Below are 24,202 nucleotides of genomic sequence, written 5' to 3' on the forward strand. Positions count from 1 at the left end.
AAGCAAAAAAGTTACATAAAAATTAATAAAATTGTTAAATTAAATGCTTTAAAGTTAAAAATTTTTATTAATTTTTTAAAAATAAAGTAAAATTTTCTATACTAAAAGTCCGTAAACACTAAGCATATTTATTTTGTCATTTATATACTTTTCAGCCATTTGCTCTATTTTTTTCTCATTTTTTACAATTTTTTCTTCAATCACAAAGTGAAATTTTCCGTTTTTCTCAAAATTGATAAGTTCTTTTACCAAATCGTTTTTAGAATTTTTACCGTTAAACTTCGGTAAAATTTCATAATCAATTTCTTTATTCAGCCCTATATTATCATATTTCGGAATAAAAAAGCCAATTGTGTTTTCATCTTCTTTTAAAAATTCCAAAAGTTTTATATGAGAATCCTTAATCTTAGGTTTTTCCAAATTTGGCGCTAGAAATTTCATCTTGCAAAGATTTGCCTCGATTAAATTAGCAAAAATGCTATAGCCGATATTTTTATACATCGCGGAAATTTCTTCTTTATCATGAACTTTTTTAAAATCACTCATAAAATCGCCGATTTTTAAATTTGATGGGTAAATTTCGTTTAAACTCTCTAAAAGCTCGCCCATTCCGCGCGGCATAAACATATTGTTTTCAAGATTTTTATAGCTTTGTTTCGCAAAGTCGTAGCTGAATTTACCGCTTAAAAACAGCTCGTCAATCGTTTCAAATTTCAAATTCGCTTCACTGCTCATATTTTTTGCAAAATTATCTTTTACAAAAAGTGTGCGTCTGAAAGTTCTATTTGTTATAAAATCGATGAATTGTTGAATTTTTACGCGGTTTTTGCCGCACTCTTTTTCAAGTGCATCTTTTAAAGAATCATTTATAGGCAAAAATATATCATTTTTAAAATTTGCCTCGCAAAGATATTCAAGTCCTTTATTTTTCGCATCGCGCACGACTTCATAAAGATAATTCGGTTGATTGAAACCTTCCATATATTCGTGTATCAAATAATCTCTAGGCTTATTTATTATATTATCAAAATTGTTATCCACGACATTTTTTACCATACCTGTTGCATTGTTTTTAAGATACTTTAATGTATCTTTGAAATTTAATATACTCTCATCAGCTGAAATTTCTTTACCTTCATTTCTAAAAAGCGTAATATCGCGAAGTATTTCCTTACCTTTCCAGCCGGGATAGCAATTATATGAAAGATACGCAACACCGTTTTCGCTTAAACATTCACTGAAAATTCGTAAAATCGCATCTTTTATATCGTCACTTACCCAACTATAAACGCCGTGAGCTATAATATAATCAAACTCGCCGAAACTTTTATCAATATCTTTGATATTTTTAACTTCAAATTTTATATTTTTTAGTTCAAGCTTTTTGATTATTTCTTTGGCTTTCGCGATTTGTTTTGAACTAAGATCGACTCCGACTACGCTGGCATTTGGATGATTTAGCGCAAACGGAATTATATTACCGCCCATTGAGCAGGCAAGCTCAAGAACTCTTGCGTTTTCAATTTTTGGCGTTTTAAGTCCGAAAATAATAGCCGCCAGTGCTGAATTTTCAGGCATTGAACATTTAAAAACTTTAGAATTATAAGGAACTTCATCATATGATTTTTCTATATTTTGCATTTTTAATCCTTTTCAGCAAATTAAAATATTTAATTTTACATTTTTAAAGCGGTTTGCACACAGTCTTTTATAGAAACCTTACCGCAAATCGCAACTTCACAATATTTTTCCAAACTTTGCGCCGTAGTTTTACCTATAGCGACCGCACGCCACGATTCATCCCAACCGAAATTTTTAACAAAACATTCTACATTAAATGGTGATGTAAAAATCAAAACGGCAGATGAAGGCGGTTTTAATGAAACATCGACCTTAACGAATTTGTTTTCATAAGCCTCAATACAATCAAGTCTGACGCCGTCCCGCTCCAAAATAAGATTAAGTTTTGAAACTGTTTTTTTAGCTTTTAAATAAAGTACTCTTTTTTTTCTAACCAATAAATGAGAAATTTCACAAGCAAAGGCGTTGCCCGTTCCTGCTCGTCCGATATAGATATTTTCAAAACCGAAATTTTTGGCGGCTTTAAATGTCGGAATACCTATTGTATAAATGTCTGTTTTAAGACTTGGCATTATTTGGTTATATTCAAGCGCTTTAACGGCATTTTTTGAAGTAAAAATTATCGCGTCGTAATTTTTTTCGATGTTAAAAATTTTAAATTTTATATCGCAAACTTTTAAATTTATTACTTTTTCATGCAAAAAAGGCGTATTTGAAACCAAATAAATCATTTTTTAAGCCACTTTTTTAAAATTTCAATTTGTACACGAACGCTTTCGTCTGCGGTGCCGCCATAACTTTTTCTTGAATTTTTGGAATTAAACAAATCAAGACATTTAAGCGCATTTTCATCAATTTCGCCATCTATTTTCTGTAAATTTTCCAAGCTCATTTCACTCAAATCAAGTCCCAAACTTTCAGCCGTTGCGACACATTTTCCAACGATAAAATGCGCTTTTCTAAACGGAATGTTTTTTTCACGTACCAAGTAATCAGCCAGATCAGTTGCCGTAAGATGACCTTTTTTGCAAGCTTTTAACATATTTTTCTCGTTAAATTTCGCTGTTTTTAACATTTCACGCAAAATCACAACAGAAGTATGCACCTCTTTTACACTATCAAAAACACATTCCTTATCTTCCTGCATATCTTTATTATAAGCTAAAGCCAGTCCTTTCATCGTCGTCAAAAGAGAGATTAAATTTCCATAAATCCGCCCTGTTTTACCACGAATAAGTTCGGCAACATCCGGATTTTTCTTTTGCGGCATTATAGAACTTCCTGTGGAAAAAGCGTCACTTATAGTTATAAACCCGAACTCTTGAGAATTCCATAAAATAAGTTCTTCACAAAGTCTTGATGTATGCGTAAAAACTACACTTATATTAAATAAAATTTCAAGCGCGAAATCTCTATCGCTGACACCGTCCATTGAATTTGACATAGGCGCTTTAAATCCAAGAGTTTCGGCCGTTTCAAAACGGTCTATCATATGAGGCGTGCCTGCAAGCGCAGCCGATCCTAACGGCGAAAAATTATTTCTTTCATAACTTGAAATAAATCTTTCAAAATCTCTTTTAAACATAAATGCGTAAGCCAGTAAATGCTCTGCCAAACTTATAGGTTGGGCGTGTTGAAGATGAGTAAATCCCGGCATTAGGGTTTGTATATTTTTTTCCGCAATTTCTACAAGCGCTTTTACAAAAGTACGCAAAAGCTCAGCTATAGCCAAATTTTCCCTCATACAAAAATGACGAAAATCGGTCGCCACCTGATCGTTTCTGCTTCTTGCGGTATGAAGTCTACCTGCTGTATTTTTGCCGATAATTTCGGCCAAACGCTTTTCAATTGCCATATGAATATCTTCATCGGAAATTTTAAACTCGAAATTTCCTGATTCAATTTCGTTTAAAATTTGATTCAATCCGTTTTTGATTTTATCCACTTCATCTTTACTTAAAATTCCGCAATTTGCAAGCATGGAAGAATGCGCAATAGAACCTTCAATGTCATCTTTATAAAGTTTTTTATCAAAATTTATCGATGCGTTAAATTCTTCCAAAAGTGCGGAGCTGGCTTCGCTAAAACGACCTTCCCATAGTTTTTGCATTTTTTCTCCTTTTTATAATCATAAAAACTAAAATAATACCTAAAATTCCTGCAAAAATACCTAATTTTATACGATTATCACTATAATTAGGCGACTTTTCTTTCAAAAAAAGTTTTAAAGTTTTGCCGTTATCAAGCGAAATTTCAGCTTTAGCGCCTTTAGCGCCGTTTAAATTTACACGCAAAATATTACCGAAAAGCCCTGAAATTTCAGGTTTTTGCATATTTGAATAACTTATTTTAAATTTTTTAAATACATCATTGCAATCACTTGGGCGCACGAAAATATCATAAGTCATATTAGGCAAAAGCGCCAAATTTTCGCCGCCGTTTACGACAAAATAATGATTTTTAGGAGTTTGTGTTTTAAATTCCCACTCTATTCTTTTCGCTTCGCCGTTTTGCGTATAATCAAACTGCGCTTTATAAGTGCTGTCAAAATCAAAAATTTCTTTGCTGAAAACGGCAAATTGAAATTGGTTGAATCGTCCATTTATATCGTTGTTTTTATCAATTATTTCAGTATTTTTAAGTTCATCGCCGTTTTGATTAAAAATTTTAAAATCCTGCATTTCAATATTACCCGCATTTTTATTAAATTCTATACTCACAGGAGTTGATAAAATTTTACATTTAGGCATAGGATCAGGAATTTCACCGTTAAAAATCGCAAGAGCCGGCTCGTTATTTGGATAGACGACGTAATCGATAAAATTTAAATCTTGCGCCTGTAAAAAATTTTTCTTTTGCATTGCAAGTTTTTTATCTTTGCAAAATCCGAATACAAACTCGCCAAAACCGTTTTCGTTTACACCTTTTTTACAAAAATTTTCTACATTTGAATTTCCCATTTCGAATACATAACTTGAAATTTTATTATCATCCGCAAAACCGATTCCAACGCTGTCTATATGAAAATCTAAAAATCCGAAACGATGATAAATCGCGCTCATAAGACTATCAATCGCCATTTTCATATCTTCTGCATTATACGAAAAATTTTCAATTACGCTTGAATTAAATCCTGCTGCAAAAGCTCTATCTTGTGGAGTTATACCGGTAAAATTTATTTTTCCTGCTGTTTCGTCGTGAGAAATTTCATTATTTGCTACAACGTATTTTGCGTGATTTTGTGCAGCGATTTCAAGAGTATAATCAGCAGTAAGCGTATTTAAACCGACATCAGTGCGTATATCATTTAAATAATCAAGAGGATTTTGATAAAACGAAAGACCGCTTTTGCTCTCGCTTGCTTCTTTGGCGTCATTTGGAATTTCATTGCAACCGTAAATTGCAAACAAAATTCCGATGACAATTGCCCAAAATTTAAGCTTTTGGACCTGCTTTTGCAAATTCTACGCCTTCTTTTACATCTTCATATCGTTTGAAATTTTCGATAAACATTTTAGCCAATTTATCGCGCATTTTTAAGAAATCTTCTTTATTATTCCAAGTGTTTATAGGATTTAGAAGTTTTGTCTCTACACCTGTCAATTTTTTTGGAATTGAAAGATTGAATTTTTCAAAATTTTCAAATTCGCATTTTTTTATTGAACCATCAAGAATTGCATTTATACAAGTTCTAGTAGCTTTTATACTCATTCTTTTGCCGATACCGTAGGCTCCTCCGCTCCAGCCTGTATTTACAAGATAAACGTTAACATCGTATTTATCGATTTTTTTACCCAGAAGATCTGCATAAACGGTTGGATGAAGCGGCATAAAAGGTTCCCCGAAACAAGCTGAAAAAGTGGCAACCGGTTCTGTAATTCCTCTTTCAGTACCTGCTACTTTTGCAGTATATCCGCTTAAAAAATAATACATTGCTTGATCTTTTGTAAGTTTTGCAACAGGCGGCAAAACTCCAAACGCATCAGCCGTTAGAAAAATTATATTTTTAGGATGACCTGCTTTTAAGCTTGGTTCATGATTTAAAATATGCTCAATAGGATAGCTTACGCGCGTATTTTCAGTTTTTGAGCTGTCATTAAAATCCACAACACCGTCGTTTATAACCACATTTTCTAAAAGTGCATCTTTTTTAATAGCGCCGTAAATTTCAGGCTCGTTTTCTTTGCTTAATTTTATACATTTAGCATAGCAGCCGCCCTCAAAATTAAATATACCGTTATCATCCCAACCATGCTCGTCATCACCGATTAATTTTCGATTAGAATCTGTAGAAAGTGTTGTTTTTCCTGTTCCGCTTAATCCGAAAAATAGTGCCACATCGCCGCTTTTACCGACATTTGCAGAGCAATGCATACTCATTTTGCCTGATAGCGGAAGCCAGTAATTCATCATTGAAAAAATACCTTTTTTCATTTCGCCGCCATACCACGTTCCACCGATTACGGCAACATTTTTTTCTATATTGAAAATTACAAAAACTTCACTGTTTAAACCGTCTTTTTTATAATCTTTATTTGCACATTTGCAAGCATTATAAACAACGAAATCAGGTTTGAAATTTTCCAGCTCATTTTTATTCGGACGAATAAACATATTTTTTACAAAATGCGCTTGCCAAGCAACTTCAGTTACAAATCTCACGCTTTTTCGACTATCCAGACTGCTGCCGCAATATGCATCTTGAATGTAAATATCTTTATTTGAAAGTTGTTTTTTTGCTGTTTTTAAAAGTTTATTGAAAAGTTCGTCTGTGATAGGTTGATTAATTTTACCCCACGAAATGAATTTTTTACTTGGATCTTGTTTGACGAAATACTTATCTTTAGGGCTTCTGCCGGTAAAAATTCCGGTATCGACGGAAAATGCGCCCATTTTCGTCATTTTACCCTCTTTTTTTGCAATTTCATGCTTTAATAATTCATCATAACTAAGATTATGAAAAACTTGTTTAATGCCCTGTAAATCGAGCTTTTCAATATCATTTACCATTTCGTTTCCTTAAATAATTTTGAATTTTTGAAATTATAACTAATTTTTACTTTTTTAAACTTAAATAAGATTTTGAATCTAAAAATTTTGATAAGATAATTTTTATCATTTTAACACATCAAAATTTTTTCCACTGTTTTATCATTTTATAAAATATTAAAAAATTTTTGGTATATTTACGAAATATTTTTTAAGGAGAGAAAATGGCAGTTAAAATAACTGATATTTGTATTGCATGTGGTTCTTGTATAGATGAATGCCCGGTAAGTGCTATCGTAGATGACAGCGAAAATCCGACAGGCGAAGATATATATTATGTATTTGCAGATAAATGCGTAGAGTGCGTAGGTCACAATGATGAGCCTGCATGCGCGAATGCTTGTCCGACAGACGGCTGTATTGTATGGAGCGATGTAACAGCAGGACAACCAAGCAGAAAAGAAATAGGCGCTGATTTGCGCAAAGGCGACACACCTGTAGTTGCTTAAAATTTAAGCCCGATTCGGGCTTAAATAAAAATTTATACTTTTTTTGATATAATCTCATCTTTTTAAAAATTTTAAGGAGCTTTTTATGCAACAAACATTATCAATAATAAAACCTGATGCCGTAGAAAAAGGTGTTATAGGTAAAATTATAGATAGATTTGAAAGTGCAGGTTTAAGAATAGCTGCAGCTAAAAAAATCAAACTTTCAAAATGTGATGCAAGTCAATTTTATGCCATTCATAAAGAAAGATCTTTCTTTAATGATTTAGTAGATTATATGACAAGCGGTCCTGTTGTGGTTATGGTTTTGGAAGGTGAAAATGCAGTTGCTAAAAATCGTGAACTGATGGGCGCAACAGATCCTAAAAAAGCGGCGCCAGGAACAATAAGAGCCGATTTTGCAGAAAGTATAGATGCAAATGCGGTTCATGGCAGTGATAGTGAAGAAAACGCTAAAAATGAAATCGCATTTTTCTTTGCAGGAAGAGAAATTTGTTAATAAATTTCAGTAAAATTTCACACCAACCGTATAAATTTAATATATCAGAAAATGGCGTGAAATTTACAGGTGAAATCATAAAAAAAAGTCAAAATATTTGCGAATTAAAAGGCAGATTAGATGGTATTTTGGCATATATTTGCGATCGTTGCGGCGAAAATTTTAATCTTAAAATAAACGAAACAGTTAATTTAATTTTAAGTAACGGAATTTTTAAAGATGATAACCATGAAATTAGCGATGTGATAGAATTTTTAAATGGTGTCATCAATTTGGATGAAGTTTTACAAAGTGAGATAGAAGCTTACAAAAGCGGATATTTCTATTGCGATAAATGTAAAAATTTATAAAGGAGAAGAAAAATGGCAGTTCCAAAACGAAGAGTTAGTAAAACTCGTGCAGCAAAAAGACGCACACACTATAAAGTAAGCTTGCCAATTCCTGTTAAAGATAAAGACGGAAGTTGGAAATTACCACATAGAATCAACACTAAAACAGGCGAATACTAGTATGATTTGTGTTGCAATAGATGCAATGGGTGGAGATTTCGGCTGTGAGCCGATAATAGAAGGCACAATAGATGCTCTTAAAGAGCGCGAATTTACAGCGTTTTTAGTAGGCGATCAGGCACAAATGGAAAAATTTGTACCAAAAGAGTTTATCAATCGCGTAAAATTCATACAATCGAATGAAATTTTCGAAATGAAAGAAGGCGCTACAAATGTTCTAAGACACAAGGAAAGCAGCATATATAAAGCTGTTGAACTTGTAAGAAGCGGCGAATGTCAAGCTGTAGTTTCAGCAGGACACAGCGGCGCTACAATGAGCTTAGCGACTTTACGCGTCGGCAGACTTAAAAATGTCGCTCGCCCGCCTATTGCAACACTTATGCCAACTTCAACTGGTACACGCACACTTTTACTTGATGTCGGTGCGAATGTAGATTGTAAAGCCGAGCATATTTTTCAATTCGGTGTTATGGGTGAAGCTTATGCCAAAGAAATTATGGGCATAAAAGAACCTAAAATTGGAATTTTATCAAACGGCGAAGAAGACGGCAAAGGAAATGAAGTTACAAAAGAAGCATTTAAGCTTTTAAAAAAAATGAAGAATTTCGTCGGAAATGCTGAAGGAAGTCAAATTTTTGATGGAAGCATGGATGTTATAGTTTGTGACGGATTTGTAGGAAATATAGCCCTAAAATCAAGCGAAGGCGTTGCTCATGCAATGAACAAACTTATAAAAAAAGAAGTTAAAAAATCACCTTTAGCAATCGCCGGGGCGGTGCTTATGAAAAAAGTATTCAAAATAGTGCGAAAAAACACAGACTATGATGAATACGGCGGCGCACCACTTTTGGGAGTTAAAAATTGCGTTATCATAAGTCACGGCAAAAGCACGCCAAAAGCCATAAAAAATGCGATTTTCCAAGCCTTAAAATTTTCAAATTCAAATATCAATTCAGTAATTTCAAACGAACTTGAAAAATTCAAAAACGAGTAGCGCAGATGAAAAATGCGGCTATGCTTTCAATAGGTGCTTATGTACCGCCATATGAATTATCTAATTTCGATCTTGAAAAAATGGTAGAAACAAGTGATGAATGGATTGTCAAACGAACAGGAATTCACACTCGTCATATAGCAAAAAATGAAACCGCCGGCGATATGGCAGCAAAAGCCGCTGATTTAGCAATTTCTCGTTCCGGAATTTCAAAAGAAGAAATTGACGCGATAATTTGCGCAACTATTACACCGGATTTTTTTTGTATGCCGTCAACAGCCTGTATAACCGCAGAAAAACTTGGATTAAATAAAGGTATAACAGCATTTGATATAAGTGCAGCTTGCTCCGGTTTTATTTATTTGCTTGAAATCGGTTCTGCGTTAATTAAAAGTGGCGCCAAAAAAAATGTCTTGATAATAGGAACTGAAAAATTAAGTTCTATTGTAGATTGGAAAGACCGTGCAACGTGTGTGTTATTTGGAGATGGCGCAGGTGCGGCTGTTTTAAGCTGTATGGATAATAAAAACAATGGAATTTCAAAACCTTACGGCATAATCGACATTCATACGGCAAGCGACGGAAATAAAGCCGAACTTTTAATGACGCCGACAAAAAATTCAAACATAAAAGATATAGCTGATGAAAATTTAGGTTTTTTACATATGAAAGGCAATGAAGTTTTTAAAATTGCCGTGCAAACGCTTTCAAATGATGTAGTTAAAATTTTGAAAAAAAACAATGTAAAACCTGAAGAAATCGATCTTTTTGTTCCGCATCAAGCTAACTTTCGAATCATAGAAGCAGTAAAAAACAGACTAAATTTTACAGATAATCAATGTGTCGTTACAGTCGGCAAATACGGCAATACAAGCTCAGCCTCAATTCCTATAGCGCTAAATGAGGCTTATGAAAACGGACGCCTGAAAAACGGCTCTCTAATTTTGCTTGATGCATTCGGCGGCGGCTTTACTTGGGGTTCGGCGCTTATCAGATTCGGACTTTAAACTCGATATAAATAAATTATATAAAAACTAAAAATTTTAATTTTTATATTAAATTTTACTTAATCAGATTCTGGCAAAGCCTACTTTTTTAATAATTTAAACTATTAAAAAATTATCCATTTTTATGTTTTTTAAACTTAAAGATTTTACAGTCTGCAAGTCGTCTCTACAAAATTTTTATTCCATTTTTATCAAATCGCTTAAAAGGCACATTTATTTCTTCTGGCATTTTAAAAATGCGGATGTTTTTTATTTCACCTTTTATGCTTGACAATTTTTAAACTTGACTAAAACATATTTAAAATGGCAAATATTTTTAAAATTTGTAATATGTATTTTTTCATTATTTAAGTCATATATAAAGTTGTTTTATAAATTTTTTTAATCTGAATATATAAAAAATCAACGCAAACAGTATTAATTTCATAGTTTGTAATATAAACTTAAAATCTTTATTCGGATACAAATTTTCTTAATTAGAAAATATCAATAAAAATCGCTATAAACAAAATCTATGCAATTAAGTTTTTCATAAATAAAAAGTATGTATAAAAACAAAAGTCTTGAATAATCATTTATAATAATGGAATTTTTATCGTAATTTATTTAGCCTGGTTTTTTAATTTATTAAATTTTGACAGTTTTCAAAAAAATTTTCATTTTGCGTTTTTGCCATTTAAAAGTATTTATTTTTAAAAAATTTATTATTATCTGAAATTTATATAGTTTTAGCTAAAATCTTAAAATTTCAATTTTAAGGAGATGTTATGAAATTTAAAATCTTTTTATTGGTGCTCATAACTGCACTTTTAGGCGGCTGCGCCAGTGAAAAATCACGTGCTGTGCAAACTGAAGCCGTAAAATCGGCACAAATTCCATATAGCGGCGTTAAAATGTCAGTTTCTGTTGGAAGATTCAGTAATCAATCAAGCTATAACAACGGCATTTTTTCAGACGGCGAAGATCGCCTTGGAAATCAAGCGCAAACCATTTTAATTTCAAACTTGCAACAAAGCGGACGTTTTTCCGTAATGGACCGCACAAATATGCGTGCTCTTCGTGAAGAAGCGACTATTTCTAAAAAAGCGCAAAATTTAAAAGGTGCAAATTATGTAGTAACAGGTGATATCGTTGAGTTTGGACGTAAAACTACAGGCGATCATCAACTTTTTGGAATTTTAGGACGCGGAAAAACTCAAACAGCTTATTCAAAAGTAACTCTAAATTTAGTAAATGTCACAACCAGTGAAGTTGTATTTACTGCAAGCGGTGCCGGGGAATACGAATTATCAAACCGTGAAGTTATCGGCTTTGGAGGAACTGCAGGATACGATTCGACATTAAACGGCAAAGTGCTTTCTCTTGCCATAAGAGAAGCTGTGGATAATCTGGCTGTCGGCGTAGAAAATAGCGGACTTTTGAAATAAGGAAATAAAATTGAAAAAACTGTTTTTAGTAATTTTTGCCGTGATTTTTATGGCCGGCTGCGCAGGAAATTCGCGTCAAGCTATGTATTATCATGGTGATTTTAATAGAGTTTTATATGAATATTTCAATGAAACCGGCGATATAAACGAACAAATCGCGGATCTTGAAAATGTAGTACAAAAAGCTTATGAAAAAAATATGTCTGTAGCTCCAGGAATTTACGCTCATCTTGGACTTTTGTATAATAATATCGGCAATTTACAAAAATCTGATTTTTATTTTACAAAAGAGGTTGAAAATTACCCTGAAAGCGCAAATTTTGTTACGTTTTTAAAAAATCATAAAAACCAAAAAAGGAACAGAAAATGAAAAATTTTAAAATTTTAATCCCTGCTTTTTTGGCACTGTTTTTTGCAGGTTGTGCACAACCTAAAGTTTATGATTACAGCGCGCTTCAAAGCGCAAAACCGAAATCTATTTTAGTTTTAATGCCTACAAATGAAACAACTGAAGTAAAAGGAGCGGCCGCTGTTTTGGCAAATTCTGTAGCGCCGTTATCGGAAGCCGGATATTATGTATTTTCACCTGCACTTGTAAATGATACTTTTAAAGCAAACGGCGTTTATGAAGCTGATGATATAGCTAAAATTTCACTTGATAAACTACGCGATATTTTCGGCGCGGATGCCATTTTATATCTTCATATAGATAGATACGGCGCAAACTATAAATTGATAAACAGCTCAACTGAAGTCGGTGTAAATGCTACACTGAAAGATGCAAAAACAGGCGCAACTTTATGGCAAAAATATTTTCTTGCCGTTCAAAACTCAAATGACAGCAGTAGCGGCGGACTGGGCGGACTTTTAGCCAATGTAATAATAGCTGCAATAGCTCAGGTTGCAAACGATGTAGGAGATGCAGCTTATGATTTAAGTGGTCCTGCTATGTTTTCATTGTTAGGACAAAATTGCAACGATTGCCTGCTTTACGGTCCGAAATCTCCATATTTTGGGCAAGATAAACAACTGGCAAAATAAAAACTTCGGCGAAATTTCACAATGGAATTTCGCCAAAAATTAACAATTTCATAGTAAAATTTCATAAATTTTGCAAAAAAAGGGGGAATTTATGAAAAACTTAAACACTTTATTTTTTGCTCTTTTTATTATTTTGTTTTTAGATGCATGCGCTGGCAAAAATTCTCAAAATCTTGGCGTTGTGGAGTTGTCTCAACCTGTTTTTATAAGCGAATTTCCAACCGATAAAACCGCTTTTGTAAATTTTACAAATACAAGCAATTTTGATTCCAATTTAACAAAAGCTTTAAGTTTTAACTTACAGAAAGCAGGTTACAAATTAAGCGATGAAAAAGCGGCAAATTTTGTAATTAAAGGAAATTTAAACTATTTTCGCCGTAAAATCGTAAAAGACCCGAATCCGTTTTACGGCTCGGTCGGCTTCGGCTTTGGCGGATACAGATACAGCGGAATTGGAGTCGGTATGGGATTTCCTGTGTATTTTAACGATGACGACTACGACTACCGCACAAACAGCTACATTTACGACGCGCAGGTTTCACTTCTTATACGCATAAAAAATAATGGAAATACAAAAGATTACACAACAAATTTAAATTATCAAACAGGGCGGAATTTAAACGGAACAAGCTCTATAACAGACGAATTTAACGCACAAATTTCAAAAATTATTTTACAAATTTTAAAAACTGAATAAGGAGAAAAAAATGGAAAATTTCAGAGATTTCTTAAAGCACGCGGACATAAAATTTAAAGAATGCAAAAATCATTTCGCAGTCAAAAATCCAGCAAATGGTGAAATTTTAGCTTTTATAAAAAAGACAAATGCAAATGAAATTTCACAAATTTTAACCGGGATGCAAAAAGCGCAAAAGGAGTGGGCAAACTTAAACGCGCTCCAACGAAGCGATATAATGCTAAAATGGCACGAAAAAATAGTGCAAAACCGCGAAATGCTTGCCGAAATTATGACACTTGAGCAAGGCAAGGCTATAAAAGAAGCGCGCGGCGAAATTGATTATGCGGCAAGTTTTGTAAGATGGTTCGCAGAAGAGTGCCGAAGAATAGACGGCGACATTCTAACGCCTTTGAAACAAACACAAAAACTCTTTGTAATCAACCAACCGATCGGCGTTTGCGCCGCCATTACTCCTTGGAATTTTCCAAGCTCAATGATAACAAGAAAAGCAGCTCCTGCACTTGCTTGCGGATGTGCGATGATAGTAAAATCAGCAAGCGCTACACCGCTTAGCGCTTATGCTTTACAAATTTTGGCACAAAAAGCAGGAATTCCAAACGATGTTTTTATAATAGTAAATGGCGACGCAAGCGAAATTTCAGACGCATTTTGCAAAAGCGATACTGTGCGAAAAATCACTTTTACCGGTTCAACCGAAGTTGGAAGCAAAATTTATGAAAAATCAGCAAAAACAATCAAAAAAATCTCGCTTGAGCTTGGCGGAAATGCGCCTGTGATTGTATTTGATGACGCCAATTTACAAAAAGCGGTTGATGGCGTAATTGCCAGCAAATTTAGAAACTCAGGTCAAACTTGCGTTTGCGCAAACCGCGTATATGTGCAAAGCGGTATATACGATGCACTTTGCGAAAAACTCGTAAAAAAAGTAAAAGAGATGAAAATCGGCGAGGGTATAAAAGAAGACACTGACTTCGGACCGTTGATAAATGAAAGCGCAGTAGAAAAAGTGGAAGAACTTATAAAAGATGCGTTAAATAAAGGCGCTAAATGCCTGCTTGGTGGAAAAAGAAGCACACTTGGCGGAACATTTTTTGAGCCGACTATTCTAAACGGCGCCACAAGTAAAATGAAATTTGCCAAAGAAGAAATTTTCGGTCCTCTTTGCCCTATTTTTAAATTTGAAAATATAGACGATGTTATAAATCAGGCAAACGACACAAAATACGGTCTTGCAAGCTACATTTTCACTGAAAATTTAAACACAATCACAAAAGTAAGTGAAGCGCTTGAATACGGAATGGTCGGTGTAAATACAGGATTAATCAGCAATGAAGTGGCACCATTTGGCGGCGTAAAAATGAGCGGACTTGGACGAGAAGGCAGTAAATACGGCATTGCAGAATATATGCAAAAAAAATATATCTGTGTAGATATAAAATGATTCCGGTTTTAACGATTGCAGGAAGCGATGCCAGCGGTGGAGCCGGCATTGAGGCCGATATAAAAACATTTTGCGCGCACGGACTTTACGGTATGAGCGTGATAACAAGCGTAGTGGCGGAAAACACGTTTCGCGTCATAAATGCTTACGATATGAGCGCGCAGGCCGTTGGAGATCAAATTGAGGCTGTTTTTGAAGATATCGTGCCAAAAGCCGTAAAAATAGGAATGCTTCCAAATGCGGAAATAATGCAAATCGTAGCCGAAAAATTAGCGAAATTCAGCGCAAAAAACGTTGTGCTAGATCCTGTAATGCAAGCAAAAAACGGCTTTAATCTGATGAGTGAAAGAGAAAATTTGCTCTCAAAAATGCTTGGCGTAATAGATATTATCACGCCAAATATCCCGGAGGCTGAAATTTTAACGAACACTGAAATTTCAAATGAAAACGATATGAAAAATGCAGCTCTTATAATCGCCAAAAAAGGCGCAAAATCAGTACTTATAAAAGGCGGACATAAAAATGGTACAAGCGATTTTTTATATTTTGAAGGTAAATTTTTTGAGTATAAAACGAAATTTATAAACACCAAAAACACGCACGGCACCGGCTGCACACTAAGCTCGGCAATCGCTTCAAATCTTGCGCTTGGACGCAAAATGAACGAAGCTGTGGAAAATGCAAAAAAATATATTCAAGGAACTATTGAAAATTCGTTGGATTTAGGACATGGAGCAGGACCGCTAAATCATTTTTATAATATTTGTTAAAGTAGAAGCTACGCAAAATATTTACATACAAAAAGCAAAATTTTGTCTGAATTTTTAAAATCTCTTGCATAGCTTTTTAAAATTTATCTTACAACATTTCATAAGCAAATTTTCATATTTCAATAAAACAGGCTTTATCTGAAAATTTATTTTTTTATTTAAAAATTTTCCAAATTTTTAAATAAATCTTTTACGCCATAATTTTTGTCTTTAATTATAAGTAATAGCTAAGATTCTTGTTATTGCATTATTTTAGAGATAATGCCGCATTCTTACCTTTTTTGTATTTTATAAAATGCGACTTGGTTGCTTAAAATTAAGTTGCAACTAAGTTGCTTTAGATATACTTCGTTTCGATTTTTTTTGATAAAGGTTTTTGGAATCGTTAAAAAGTCTATTTTGAAAAATATTTTTATCACCGCAACGTTTGATTTAAAAACATAAACAAAAAAGACTTTTTAAAAGTTTAAATTTTAAAATAAAACCTTATCTTTCATATAAACACAATAAAACAGGACTTAAAATGAGAATATTGATAATTTTGCTGATATTTTTAAAAACGGAAATATTAGCCTGCGCTTTATGTGCTTTGATGACGCCTACTGCACATATTCTTTTAAATTTTAATGTTTCACAGGATACTCTCGAAGATATTGAAGTTTCTTGGATATTTTCAAAAAATTTCACCGATTTGACATTGGAAAGTTATGATTTTAATTCCAATTCAAAACTTGATAAAAATGAACTTGACGATGTAAATTTCGCTATGCTGAACTACATATCAAATAAAAATTTTCTAATGAATTTCGAATGGTATGATAAAAACGGAACTGCAAATACAATTAAAGGAAATTTCAGTGATGTAAAGATGGTTATGGAAAATGGAAAAATTGTTTTTAAATTTCGGCAAAAAGTGGGCATTAAAATTCAAAACAATCGAGTTTTAAAAACAACGGCTGGTGATAAAAACGGATTTTTTAATTTTACCTTTTTAAATTCTGGCCATAAAAAAATAGATGATAATTTTTATATTGAGTTTAATTCAAATTTAAATGCTAATTTTGCGCTTTTCATAACCGATCAAATAGAACACAAAACGCAAAAAAGTTTGGATGAGCCTGTAAAACAAAACGGTAGCGAAAATACAAAAAAGCCAAATTTCATCAATCAAAGCGCTATAAACTCACTTGAAAAATTAAAAGCCATTTTTATAAAAAGTGCTGAGAATTTAGATATAAAGATTTTGATAAGCGTGATATCCATATCTTTTTTGTATGGATTTTTTCACGCGGCAGGTCCTGGACATGCCAAAATTTTAACTACAAGCTACTTTTTAGCAAATGGCGGAAATTATATGAAAAGTTTTTTATTTTCTTTGAAAATAGGTTTTTTTCACGTTGCCGGAGCCTTTTTCGTCGTTGTGACAACTCTGTTTTTCGTAGATTTAATCTCAGGAAGCATCTCGCCAAACGCCATTAAAATAACAACTCAAATTTCAGCCGTTATGATAATTTTAATTGCAATCTTCATGTTTTTTAAAAAAATAAAAGAACGGGCAAATACTCATACAAAAGAGTGCAAATGTGCAATTTGTTCCACTATAAAAGAACCTGAAAGTTTAATTTTTAGCAATTCAAAATTTAAAATTTCAAACAATATAAATCACAATGATTTAAAATTTAAAAACATAAAATTCAACTCTAAAAACAAAGAAGAGTGGTTTATAGCTTTAGCCTCAGCCATAATTCCATGCCCTGGAACAATTTTAGCTTTTTTACTTGCTTTTAATGTCGGAAGTTATTTGACAGCTTTTATAAGTGCACTATTTATGGGATTAGGAATGAGTTTTGTAATATTTTTGGCCGCTATTTTTGGAGCCGGTGTAAATAAAATAACGAATTTGAAATTTAAAAAACTGACAATTTATATAGAATTTTTAGGACTTGCATTTATGTTGATAATTGGAATTTTGATGTTTTTGATAGCGGATAATTTAAAAATTTAAAAATTTTGATTTATGTATTATTTTAAAGCAAAATTATTTTTATGAATTTTCATTGTCGGTTGGTTTTTTATTGTTATTTACATTTTTGTAAATTTTTTGTAATAAAATTTCAGCATATATACCATTGCAAATAGTAATATAATGCAAAAACTATATAACACAAATATAGAAATTATAAAAATTTTTATAAATTTTCGCTTTCAACACTTTTTATTATATTTTATAAAAACAGCCAATATTGAATACTTTTCATTAATTATATCGTTTAGTTTGGTTTGCTTTTCTATCCACAAAGATAATAACTTATCCCATCCAGCGCATAATAACCGTCTAAAGATAAATACCTCTCACTAATAATTTGCTCCTTATTAATAAAATATATAAACTTTTCCTGCTTTGTATCAACTGCAATTATGAACTATTTATTTAAGTGTTTTTAAAATTTCATAATTTGTAGGATTTTCTTATAAAGTAAAATTTTGAAGGAAGCCTTCCGTAATCATCATATTCAATTTTATTCAAAAAAAAGCATTATATAAGAAATTTTTTAAAATTTCATCATCGCTTAAATATTTAAACTCTTTAAAACAAAATCTCATAAAAAATGGAAATTAATGTAATAATTGATAAAAATGTTATTGATAATAAAATTTTATATTTCTTTTTAAAATTTTGCCTTTTTGCGACATCATTTTCAAAAGTGTCGTATGAATATTGATATTTTTGAAAAAATAGTAAATTGTCGAAATTTTAAAAGGTGCAAAAATTTTTAAAATTTCGCGCCTTTTAAATAATTCAAAAATTAAAGCAGAACTTCAATCTCTTTTGAATCGTTCTCTATTTTTTTTGTCGCATCTTTGCGGTATTCGATTAGTTTTTCAGCAAGTTTTTCATCACTTAAAGCCAAAATTTGCAATGCAAAATAAGCCGCATTTTTGGCTCCGGCTTTTGCGATACTCATAGTAGCCACAGGCATACCTCCTGGCATTTGAACTGTCGAATAAAGTGCGTCAAGCCCATTTAACGCTCCGCCACCCATCGGGATTCCGATTACAGGCTTTGTAGTGTTCGCAGCAACAGCTCCTGCCAGATGAGCCGCCATTCCGGCTGCACATACAAAAACTTGTGCGCCTTTTTTTTCGGCATTTGCGACATATTCGGCTGTACGTTTCGGACTGCGATGTGCCGAACTTATAATCATTTCATATGCCACACCGAAATCTTTTAAAATTTTGGCGCACTCGCTAACAACTTCATAATCGCTCTTTGAGCCCATAATAATAGAAACAAATTTCATTTTTCATCCTTTCTTAAAAAGCAAAATTCGCATGTTTTGGCGACACTTTTAATTAAATTCAGGTTTCCACTGTGAATTTCACTCATTTGTTTATTTGTTTGTGTAAAGATTTTATCAAATTTCATATAAAATTTACCATTTTTTTCATAAATTTCACCTATTTCGTTTTTAGCAGTTGAAATTTCAGTGCCGAAAGGTGAAAAAATTTCATACTCAACTCCAGGCATGATTTTACCTTTAACGGCAAAAAGCTCGCCGTCCTCGCTAAAAGCCTCAACCTGTTTGCTTCCTTGTACCAAAGAAGTGTCTAAATTTTGCGTATCTGCTCTTTCATAAGGATGATGAAATAGATATCCTTCACTAAAACCACGATTTTTCAAAGTTGCAATTTCAGCTTCGTAAATTTCAGCCTTGAAATTTCCGGCAAAAGCATCGTTGATTGCCATTCTATAAGCATTTGTCGTGCAGGCAGCATAATATTCGCTTTTTGTGCGACCTTCAATTTTTAGACTGTCTATCGCACCTGTGGCGACAATTTCATTAATGTAAGATATAAGATTCAAATCTTTGGAATTCATTATGTATGTGCCGTCATTTTCGCGCTCTTCAAGGCGAAAAAGAGTTGCGTTTTGCGGATCTTTAGCATAAAGCTCATATTTGAAACGACAATCGTTCGCACAACTTCCACGATTGCTGAAACGCCCGCTTTGCACCGCTGAAATCAGACATCTGCCGCTGTAAGCAAAACACATCGAGCCATGCACGAAAATTTCAAGCTCCAGACCCGGCAGCATTTTTTTAATTTCAAGCGCGTCTTTTAATGTAATTTCGCGCGCGAGAACGATTCTTGAAGCACCCATTTCATAATAAAATTTTGCGTCCAAATAATTTGTAACATTGGCCTGTGTCGAAATATGAATTAACATCTTAGGCGCAAGCTTTTTTACCAAATTTATAACGCCGACGCTTGCCACTATTACGCCGTCTACACCTATTTCATTTAAAAATTCTATATGATTTTCAATGCCTTTTATTTGAGCATTAAACGGAAAAGCATTCAATGTGGCATAAAATTTTTTGCCGTGCGCGTGAGTATAGGATACGCCTTCAATAAAGCTTTCTTTAGTAAATTCTTTTGCGCTTCTTTTTCTTAGCGAAAACGAACCGACACTCGCATAAACTGCGTCTGCGCCAAATTTCAGTGCAATTTTCAGTTTTTTGAGATTGCCTGCAGGGGCTAAAAGTTCAGGTTTCAAAATTTTCCTTTTTTAAGCGTGATTTTACTATAATTTGCTTAAATTACAAAAAAGGATAAGCTATGAAAGTTGATATGCACAACCACACATATCTTTGCAATCACGCCGACGGAAAGCCTGAAGAGTATTTAAAAGCGGCGATTTCAAAAGGAATTGATATTTTCGGATTTAGCGACCATGCGCCGATGAATTTTGACAAAGCTTATCGTATGAGTTTTTCACAGATGGATTTTTATGAAAATTTAATTGACGAATTAAAAGAAAAATTTCAAGGCAAAATCGAAATTTTAAAAGCTTACGAAGTTGATTTTTTGCCCGGATTTATTGATGAACGCGTAATTTCGCGGAAAGTGGATTATCTAATCGGCTCGGTGCATTTTTTAAATGCATGGGGATTTGATAATCCTGAATTTATCGGCGGTTGGAAAGATAAAAATATAGATGAAATTTACAGTGAGTATTTTTCGGCTATCGAAAATCTTGCAAAAAGCGGAAAATTTGATATTTTAGGGCATTTGGATTTGATAAAAGTTTTTAAATTTTTGCCTAAAAAAGATATCAGAATTTTGGCTAAAAGTGCGTTAAATGCGATTAAAAAAGCCGATTTGACAGTGGAATTAAACTCGGCAGGTCTTAGAAAACCTGTAAAAGAGATTTATCCAAGCGATGTGCTTTTAGAGCAAATCGCGGAACTTGAAATTAAAATCACGCTCAGCTCCGACGCGCACAGTCCTGAACAAGTAGCACAAAATTACGACGAAATATTAAAAACAGCTTTAAAATTCGGCTTTAATAAAGTTGCAGTTTTTAAAAATAGAGATAGAAAATTTGTGGATTTAGGATAAATCGGATATTTTTAATTATCGATTTATTATAAAAATTTTAATATTTTTTTTCGATTTCAGCGCCGACTTTGGCATTCGGCAAAATTTCGGTTTTTAAAATTTTCATGTAAAAATATTTCAAATTTTTAAATTTTACACGGTAATAATCATCAAAAAAATTTAAAGCATCTTCTACAAGGCGAAATTTCCGCTTTTTAAAAATTCCGCAAATATCCTTGCAAATTTCAGCATAATCTATAAACTCGTCAGCCTCAAATTTTGCATTCACACAAATTTCCTGCTCTTTTTCACGTTCAAAATCTAAAATACCGATAACGGTTTTAAATTTTAAATTTTCAACCAAAATCCGCACTAAATGACCTTTTTCTCATCGCCTTTGATTAAGCGAACAATGTTTGGAATATGTTTATAGATAATTGTAAAAATTATCACAACAATCGGTGCGTAGGTATTTATGCCTTGCATTTGAGGATGAATGAAATATAGAGCTACCGCAAAACAAAGAATAGCCGCAAGGCTTGCAAGACTTGAAATTTTAAGTACTTTTCCGCAAACAAACCAGCCGACAACGGCAATCGCAACTTCTGCCGGCACAAAGCAGGCAAGCACACCGGCGGCTGTTGCTACGCCTTTCCCGCCTTTAAAAACAAGATACGGCGAAAAGCAATGTCCCAAAACTGCAAAAACCGCCATACTCCACTGTGTATTTAAAGAAACGTCAAACGCTCGCGCTATTAAAATAGGAATCACGCCTTTAAAAATATCGCAAAGTGCAGTCGCAATCGCTAAAATTTTGCCTTTTTTCGGATCTTTTTCTTTTATTACACGAAGCACATTTGTAGCGCCTATGCTGTGACTTCCAAAAGCCCTAATATCAACACCGCCAAAAAATTTACCTAAAATTAAGCCGAACGGCACACCGCCAATTAGATAAGCCAAAATAACACATATAATATTTTCGTTCATTTCTACCTTTCAAAGCGCGAAATTTAGCAAATTTAATCTAACTTTTCCATAAAAGATAAATTTTTTCATCGTAAATATCGCTTTTTTTGGGAAGAATTTCTTTTATGTCAAGTGTGATTTTTTGCAAGTCAAGGCTATCTTTTAGTTCATTTATTTCATCATTAAATTTTGCGGTCATTTCATCCATTTGATTTAGCAAAACTTCCAAATTTTCGCTTGCATTTTTTACGTCTTTACGCTCATTCAGCACTCTATTTGCGGATCTTGCACTTGTTGCGATTTTGCCTATAGAGCTTGAGCGAGAACCTAAAAGCGAGCCGAAAATAGCCGTTCCTATGCTTATGGCGGCGTCAATTCCGCTTTTTAAAACTCCTGCCTTTTCTTTTTCGAGCCTTTGCTGTGCGGTGCGAATTCTAGCTTCAATTCGAGATTTTTCTTTATTAAATTTTTTGGTTATTTCATCCGTTTTGCTTTCTAAAATTTCATTTGCTCTGTCGCTCAATCTGACATAAAATTCCTCTTTGCTTTCTTTTGGATTTGAGTTTAAATCAAGTGCACTGAATAGCGATAATTTTGCGTTTCTATATAAAAATTCCTTGAAATCGTTTTGCAAATTTTTGAAATTTTTAAGACTGCTTATAAAACTTGGAATTTCCTCAAATTTTGCATCTTCAGGATCGCTTTGACTTAAATTTTCAATTTCTCTGTCGCTTGCTTCGCTCCAATCAACATTTGAAGCGCCATCCAAATCAAAACATAAATGAATATCTTTTGTATAATCCAAATTTTTATCCGTATAGCGAATTTTTGCTGTGGCATATAAATTTGCGCTAAGCTCGCCCGAACCGCTAAAAAGTTGAGGAATTTCATTTGAAATTATAGGTTTTGCGCCCGTATTTTTATGAAATTTCGGCACGTTTATTTGAATTTTATTTTTCATCAGCGCACTGATTTGATCGGCATTCAAAGGTCCTTTTAAGTAACTAAGCGCAAAACGGCTTGAAATCACTTTTAGCCCGCTTTCATTAATATTTTTTACCAAAAATGAGCGTTTTTCTATATTTGAAAGAAGCTCTAAAATTTCACTTTTGGTAAAATCCGCGCCATTCACGCCGCTAAGTCCTGATATGACTCTATCTTTATCCTGCGCCGTTTGAAGTCTGCCGATAAACCATGTGCCGATATTTGAAAGTCCTTTATAATCGATATCCACAGGATTTTGGGTGCTTAAAACGCAACCTAAACCGAAAGCGCGTGCCTGCTTAAGAAGTGTAAGCATAGGTTTTTTACTTGGTGGATTAGAGCTTGGCGGAAAAAATCCGAAAATTTCATCCATATAAAATACCGCTCTTAGCGAACTTGTGCCTTCGGTTGTTCGCATCCAGCTTATCATTTCATTTAGCAAAATTGTTACAAAAAACATTCTCTCATCATCATTTAAATGCGAAATCGTAAAAATGTTGCAACGAGCCTTGCCATTTTCATCAAACAACATTTTGCCGATATTTAAAGGCTCGCCGTTAAGCCATTGCTTAAAAGACGGATTTGCAACAAGCGCATTTATTTTCATTGCAAATGCCATTCGTTTATCGTTTGGAAAAAAAGTTTGCACATCGAAAACGCCTATTTTTTCAAAAGGCGGTGTTGCGATTTGGGTTATAAGTTCGCTTATACTTAAATCTTTGCCGTTTGCGAAATTTTCAAGAAAAATTTGTTCTAAAAGCAGCATTTCAGGTGAATTTACATCATCTGTTCCGATTTTGGCAAGACTTAAAACGCTGCTTGCCAAATTTAAAACATAATTATTCATAGCTTCATCGTCCAAATTTTGCGGCGCTTTAAAGTTTGAAAGCAAACTTACACCAAGCCCTGCCGAACTTTTTGGCGTATAAATTCTTACATCTGCCGAATCTTTAAAAAGTTTTACGCGACTGATATCCTGATAACTGTTCTGTAATCCTTTTTTCCAAATTTGAGCCGTCTCGTTTGCAAGCTCTTGCACCGAAATGCCTTTATTTACGGCTTCATTTTCATCCATAAAAGGCAAAAACTCATCCGCGCTTAAATTTTGAAAACTTAAAGCAAGATTTGTAAGATCGCCTTTCGGATCGATAACGATAGACGGGATATTATCTATACAAGCCTCTTCCAAAAGCGTAACTCCAAGCCCTGTTTTGCCGCTTCCTGTCATTCCTATTATTAAAGCATGCGTTGTTAAGTCTTTGTTTTTATACAAAAACGGCTCACCGTTTTCAAGCCCCAAATAAAAAAGTTTAAGATTTTCCTGCAAATTTTTCATCATTTTTCCTTTAAAATTTTGTAATTATAACAGCTTTTGACTAAAATTTTAAAATTTTAATAAAAGC

24 protein-coding genes are annotated in these 24,202 nt (G+C 33.3%); 14 read left to right on the forward strand and 10 right to left on the reverse strand.

Annotated features, from left to right (window positions below; all coding sequences use genetic code 11):
- Positions 1-96: 96 nt before the first annotated feature.
- The 5 genes from CHAB381_RS06895 to pckA are packed head-to-tail and all read right to left on the reverse strand — an operon-like array spanning position 97 to position 6,591.
- Positions 97-1,641, reverse strand: coding sequence for a class I SAM-dependent methyltransferase (locus CHAB381_RS06895; RefSeq protein ID WP_012109321.1), 1,545 nt, complete (start codon positions 1,639-1,641; stop codon positions 97-99).
- A gap of 35 nt (positions 1,642-1,676) precedes the next feature.
- Entirely contained in the window at positions 1,677-2,312 is a 636-nt protein-coding gene (locus CHAB381_RS06900) for a uroporphyrinogen-III synthase (protein ID WP_012109322.1), read from the reverse strand.
- Positions 2,309-3,691 (reverse strand): argininosuccinate lyase, encoded by a 1,383-nt coding sequence (gene argH / locus CHAB381_RS06905; protein WP_012109323.1) that lies wholly within the window; start codon positions 3,689-3,691, stop codon positions 2,309-2,311. Before argH ends, CHAB381_RS06900 begins: the two co-directional genes overlap by 4 nt.
- On the reverse strand, positions 3,663-5,042 hold the full coding sequence (locus CHAB381_RS06910) for a CAP domain-containing protein (RefSeq protein ID WP_012109324.1): 1,380 nt from the start codon (positions 5,040-5,042) through the stop codon (positions 3,663-3,665). The genes argH and CHAB381_RS06910 overlap by 29 nt, the downstream gene beginning before the upstream one ends.
- On the reverse strand, positions 5,017-6,591 hold the full coding sequence (pckA, locus tag CHAB381_RS06915) for a phosphoenolpyruvate carboxykinase (ATP) (protein ID WP_012109325.1): 1,575 nt from the start codon (positions 6,589-6,591) through the stop codon (positions 5,017-5,019). The genes CHAB381_RS06910 and pckA overlap by 26 nt, the downstream gene beginning before the upstream one ends.
- A gap of 203 nt (positions 6,592-6,794) precedes the next feature.
- Between pckA and CHAB381_RS06920 the strand changes: the two genes are divergently transcribed.
- The 13 genes from CHAB381_RS06920 (at position 6,795) to CHAB381_RS06980 (ending at position 17,472) form a co-directional block, all read left to right on the forward strand.
- On the forward strand, positions 6,795-7,079 hold the full coding sequence (locus CHAB381_RS06920; RefSeq protein ID WP_012109326.1) for a DUF362 domain-containing protein: 285 nt from the start codon (positions 6,795-6,797) through the stop codon (positions 7,077-7,079).
- An 85-nt stretch (positions 7,080-7,164) separates the two neighbouring features.
- Positions 7,165-7,578, forward strand: a complete 414-nt coding sequence (ndk, locus tag CHAB381_RS06925) for a nucleoside-diphosphate kinase (RefSeq protein WP_012109327.1) — start codon at positions 7,165-7,167, stop codon at positions 7,576-7,578.
- Positions 7,572-7,928 carry a YceD family protein gene (locus CHAB381_RS06930; protein WP_012109328.1) on the forward strand — a complete coding sequence of 119 codons (357 nt, stop codon included), beginning with the start codon at positions 7,572-7,574 and terminating at the stop codon, positions 7,926-7,928. The genes ndk and CHAB381_RS06930 overlap by 7 nt, the downstream gene beginning before the upstream one ends.
- Before the next feature lie 12 nt (positions 7,929-7,940).
- Positions 7,941-8,087 carry a 50S ribosomal protein L32 gene (gene rpmF / locus CHAB381_RS06935; protein WP_012109329.1) on the forward strand — a complete coding sequence of 49 codons (147 nt, stop codon included), beginning with the start codon at positions 7,941-7,943 and terminating at the stop codon, positions 8,085-8,087.
- 1 nt (position 8,088) lies between these two features.
- Complete coding sequence (gene plsX / locus CHAB381_RS06940; protein WP_012109330.1) at positions 8,089-9,081, forward strand: phosphate acyltransferase PlsX; 993 nt, start codon at positions 8,089-8,091, stop codon at positions 9,079-9,081.
- Between the two features lie 5 nt (positions 9,082-9,086).
- Complete coding sequence (locus tag CHAB381_RS06945) at positions 9,087-10,088, forward strand: beta-ketoacyl-ACP synthase III (RefSeq protein ID WP_012109331.1); 1,002 nt, start codon at positions 9,087-9,089, stop codon at positions 10,086-10,088.
- Between the two features lie 767 nt (positions 10,089-10,855).
- The gene (locus CHAB381_RS06950) at positions 10,856-11,515 is read left to right on the forward strand and encodes a CsgG/HfaB family protein (RefSeq protein ID WP_012109332.1); all 660 of its coding nucleotides are present in this window, start codon (positions 10,856-10,858) and stop codon (positions 11,513-11,515) included.
- Between the two features lie 10 nt (positions 11,516-11,525).
- Positions 11,526-11,885: a DUF4810 domain-containing protein gene (locus CHAB381_RS06955; protein ID WP_012109333.1), complete on the forward strand. Its 360-nt coding sequence runs from the start codon at positions 11,526-11,528 to the stop codon at positions 11,883-11,885.
- Positions 11,882-12,556, forward strand: coding sequence for a DUF799 domain-containing protein (locus tag CHAB381_RS06960; RefSeq protein WP_012109334.1), 675 nt, complete (start codon positions 11,882-11,884; stop codon positions 12,554-12,556). Before CHAB381_RS06955 ends, CHAB381_RS06960 begins: the two co-directional genes overlap by 4 nt.
- 91 nt (positions 12,557-12,647) lie before the next feature.
- The gene (gene traT / locus CHAB381_RS06965) at positions 12,648-13,253 is read left to right on the forward strand and encodes a complement resistance protein TraT (protein WP_012109335.1); all 606 of its coding nucleotides are present in this window, start codon (positions 12,648-12,650) and stop codon (positions 13,251-13,253) included.
- 10 nt (positions 13,254-13,263) lie between these two features.
- Entirely contained in the window at positions 13,264-14,697 is a 1,434-nt protein-coding gene (locus CHAB381_RS06970) for an NAD-dependent succinate-semialdehyde dehydrogenase (protein ID WP_012109336.1), read from the forward strand.
- Complete coding sequence (gene thiD, locus CHAB381_RS06975) at positions 14,694-15,467, forward strand: bifunctional hydroxymethylpyrimidine kinase/phosphomethylpyrimidine kinase (RefSeq protein WP_012109337.1); 774 nt, start codon at positions 14,694-14,696, stop codon at positions 15,465-15,467. The genes CHAB381_RS06970 and thiD overlap by 4 nt, the downstream gene beginning before the upstream one ends.
- A gap of 523 nt (positions 15,468-15,990) precedes the next feature.
- Positions 15,991-17,472, forward strand: a complete 1,482-nt coding sequence (locus tag CHAB381_RS06980; RefSeq protein WP_041570524.1) for a nickel/cobalt transporter — start codon at positions 15,991-15,993, stop codon at positions 17,470-17,472.
- A gap of 802 nt (positions 17,473-18,274) precedes the next feature.
- Here CHAB381_RS06980 and purE read toward each other — a convergent pair.
- Both purE and CHAB381_RS06990 read right to left on the reverse strand, forming a co-directional pair.
- Positions 18,275-18,769 (reverse strand): 5-(carboxyamino)imidazole ribonucleotide mutase, encoded by a 495-nt coding sequence (gene purE, locus CHAB381_RS06985; protein ID WP_012109339.1) that lies wholly within the window; start codon positions 18,767-18,769, stop codon positions 18,275-18,277.
- Entirely contained in the window at positions 18,766-20,028 is a 1,263-nt protein-coding gene (locus tag CHAB381_RS06990) for a peptidase U32 family protein (protein WP_041570525.1), read from the reverse strand. The genes purE and CHAB381_RS06990 overlap by 4 nt, the downstream gene beginning before the upstream one ends.
- 59 nt (positions 20,029-20,087) lie before the next feature.
- Between CHAB381_RS06990 and CHAB381_RS06995 the strand changes: the two genes are divergently transcribed.
- Entirely contained in the window at positions 20,088-20,870 is a 783-nt protein-coding gene (locus CHAB381_RS06995) for a histidinol-phosphatase (protein ID WP_012109341.1), read from the forward strand.
- 37 nt (positions 20,871-20,907) lie between these two features.
- Here CHAB381_RS06995 and CHAB381_RS07000 read toward each other — a convergent pair whose 3' ends face one another.
- Genes CHAB381_RS07000 through CHAB381_RS07010 form a run of 3 tightly spaced genes read right to left on the reverse strand, consistent with a single transcriptional unit; the run spans position 20,908 to position 24,135 of the window.
- Entirely contained in the window at positions 20,908-21,222 is a 315-nt protein-coding gene (locus CHAB381_RS07000; RefSeq protein ID WP_012109342.1) for a dihydroneopterin aldolase, read from the reverse strand.
- Positions 21,222-21,836 carry a glycerol-3-phosphate 1-O-acyltransferase PlsY gene (gene plsY, locus CHAB381_RS07005; RefSeq protein WP_012109343.1) on the reverse strand — a complete coding sequence of 205 codons (615 nt, stop codon included), beginning with the start codon at positions 21,834-21,836 and terminating at the stop codon, positions 21,222-21,224. The genes CHAB381_RS07000 and plsY overlap by 1 nt, the downstream gene beginning before the upstream one ends.
- 37 nt (positions 21,837-21,873) lie before the next feature.
- Positions 21,874-24,135, reverse strand: a complete 2,262-nt coding sequence (locus CHAB381_RS07010; protein ID WP_012109344.1) for an ATP-binding protein — start codon at positions 24,133-24,135, stop codon at positions 21,874-21,876.
- Between the last annotated feature and the right edge of the window lie 67 nt (positions 24,136-24,202).

This window comes from Campylobacter hominis ATCC BAA-381 (genome assembly GCF_000017585.1).
GTDB lineage: Bacteria > Campylobacterota > Campylobacteria > Campylobacterales > Campylobacteraceae > Campylobacter_B > Campylobacter_B hominis.

Coding starts and splice junctions, on each gene's coding strand:
- CHAB381_RS06895 (WP_012109321.1), bottom strand. CDS start 1,641: ATGCAAAATATAGAAAAATCATATGATGAAGTTCCTTATAATTCTAAA.
- CHAB381_RS06900 (WP_012109322.1), bottom strand. CDS start 2,312: ATGATTTATTTGGTTTCAAATACGCCTTTTTTGCATGAAAAAGTAATA.
- argH (WP_012109323.1), bottom strand. CDS start 3,691: ATGCAAAAACTATGGGAAGGTCGTTTTAGCGAAGCCAGCTCCGCACTT.
- pckA (WP_012109325.1), bottom strand. CDS start 6,591: ATGGTAAATGATATTGAAAAGCTCGATTTACAGGGCATTAAACAAGTT.
- CHAB381_RS06920 (WP_012109326.1), top strand. CDS start 6,795: ATGGCAGTTAAAATAACTGATATTTGTATTGCATGTGGTTCTTGTATA.
- ndk (WP_012109327.1), top strand. CDS start 7,165: ATGCAACAAACATTATCAATAATAAAACCTGATGCCGTAGAAAAAGGT.
- rpmF (WP_012109329.1), top strand. CDS start 7,941: ATGGCAGTTCCAAAACGAAGAGTTAGTAAAACTCGTGCAGCAAAAAGA.
- plsX (WP_012109330.1), top strand. CDS start 8,089: ATGATTTGTGTTGCAATAGATGCAATGGGTGGAGATTTCGGCTGTGAG.
- CHAB381_RS06945 (WP_012109331.1), top strand. CDS start 9,087: ATGAAAAATGCGGCTATGCTTTCAATAGGTGCTTATGTACCGCCATAT.
- CHAB381_RS06950 (WP_012109332.1), top strand. CDS start 10,856: ATGAAATTTAAAATCTTTTTATTGGTGCTCATAACTGCACTTTTAGGC.
- CHAB381_RS06960 (WP_012109334.1), top strand. CDS start 11,882: ATGAAAAATTTTAAAATTTTAATCCCTGCTTTTTTGGCACTGTTTTTT.
- traT (WP_012109335.1), top strand. CDS start 12,648: ATGAAAAACTTAAACACTTTATTTTTTGCTCTTTTTATTATTTTGTTT.
- CHAB381_RS06970 (WP_012109336.1), top strand. CDS start 13,264: ATGGAAAATTTCAGAGATTTCTTAAAGCACGCGGACATAAAATTTAAA.
- thiD (WP_012109337.1), top strand. CDS start 14,694: ATGATTCCGGTTTTAACGATTGCAGGAAGCGATGCCAGCGGTGGAGCC.
- CHAB381_RS06980 (WP_041570524.1), top strand. CDS start 15,991: ATGAGAATATTGATAATTTTGCTGATATTTTTAAAAACGGAAATATTA.
- purE (WP_012109339.1), bottom strand. CDS start 18,769: ATGAAATTTGTTTCTATTATTATGGGCTCAAAGAGCGATTATGAAGTT.
- CHAB381_RS06995 (WP_012109341.1), top strand. CDS start 20,088: ATGAAAGTTGATATGCACAACCACACATATCTTTGCAATCACGCCGAC.
- plsY (WP_012109343.1), bottom strand. CDS start 21,836: ATGAACGAAAATATTATATGTGTTATTTTGGCTTATCTAATTGGCGGT.
- CHAB381_RS07010 (WP_012109344.1), bottom strand. CDS start 24,135: ATGAAAAATTTGCAGGAAAATCTTAAACTTTTTTATTTGGGGCTTGAA.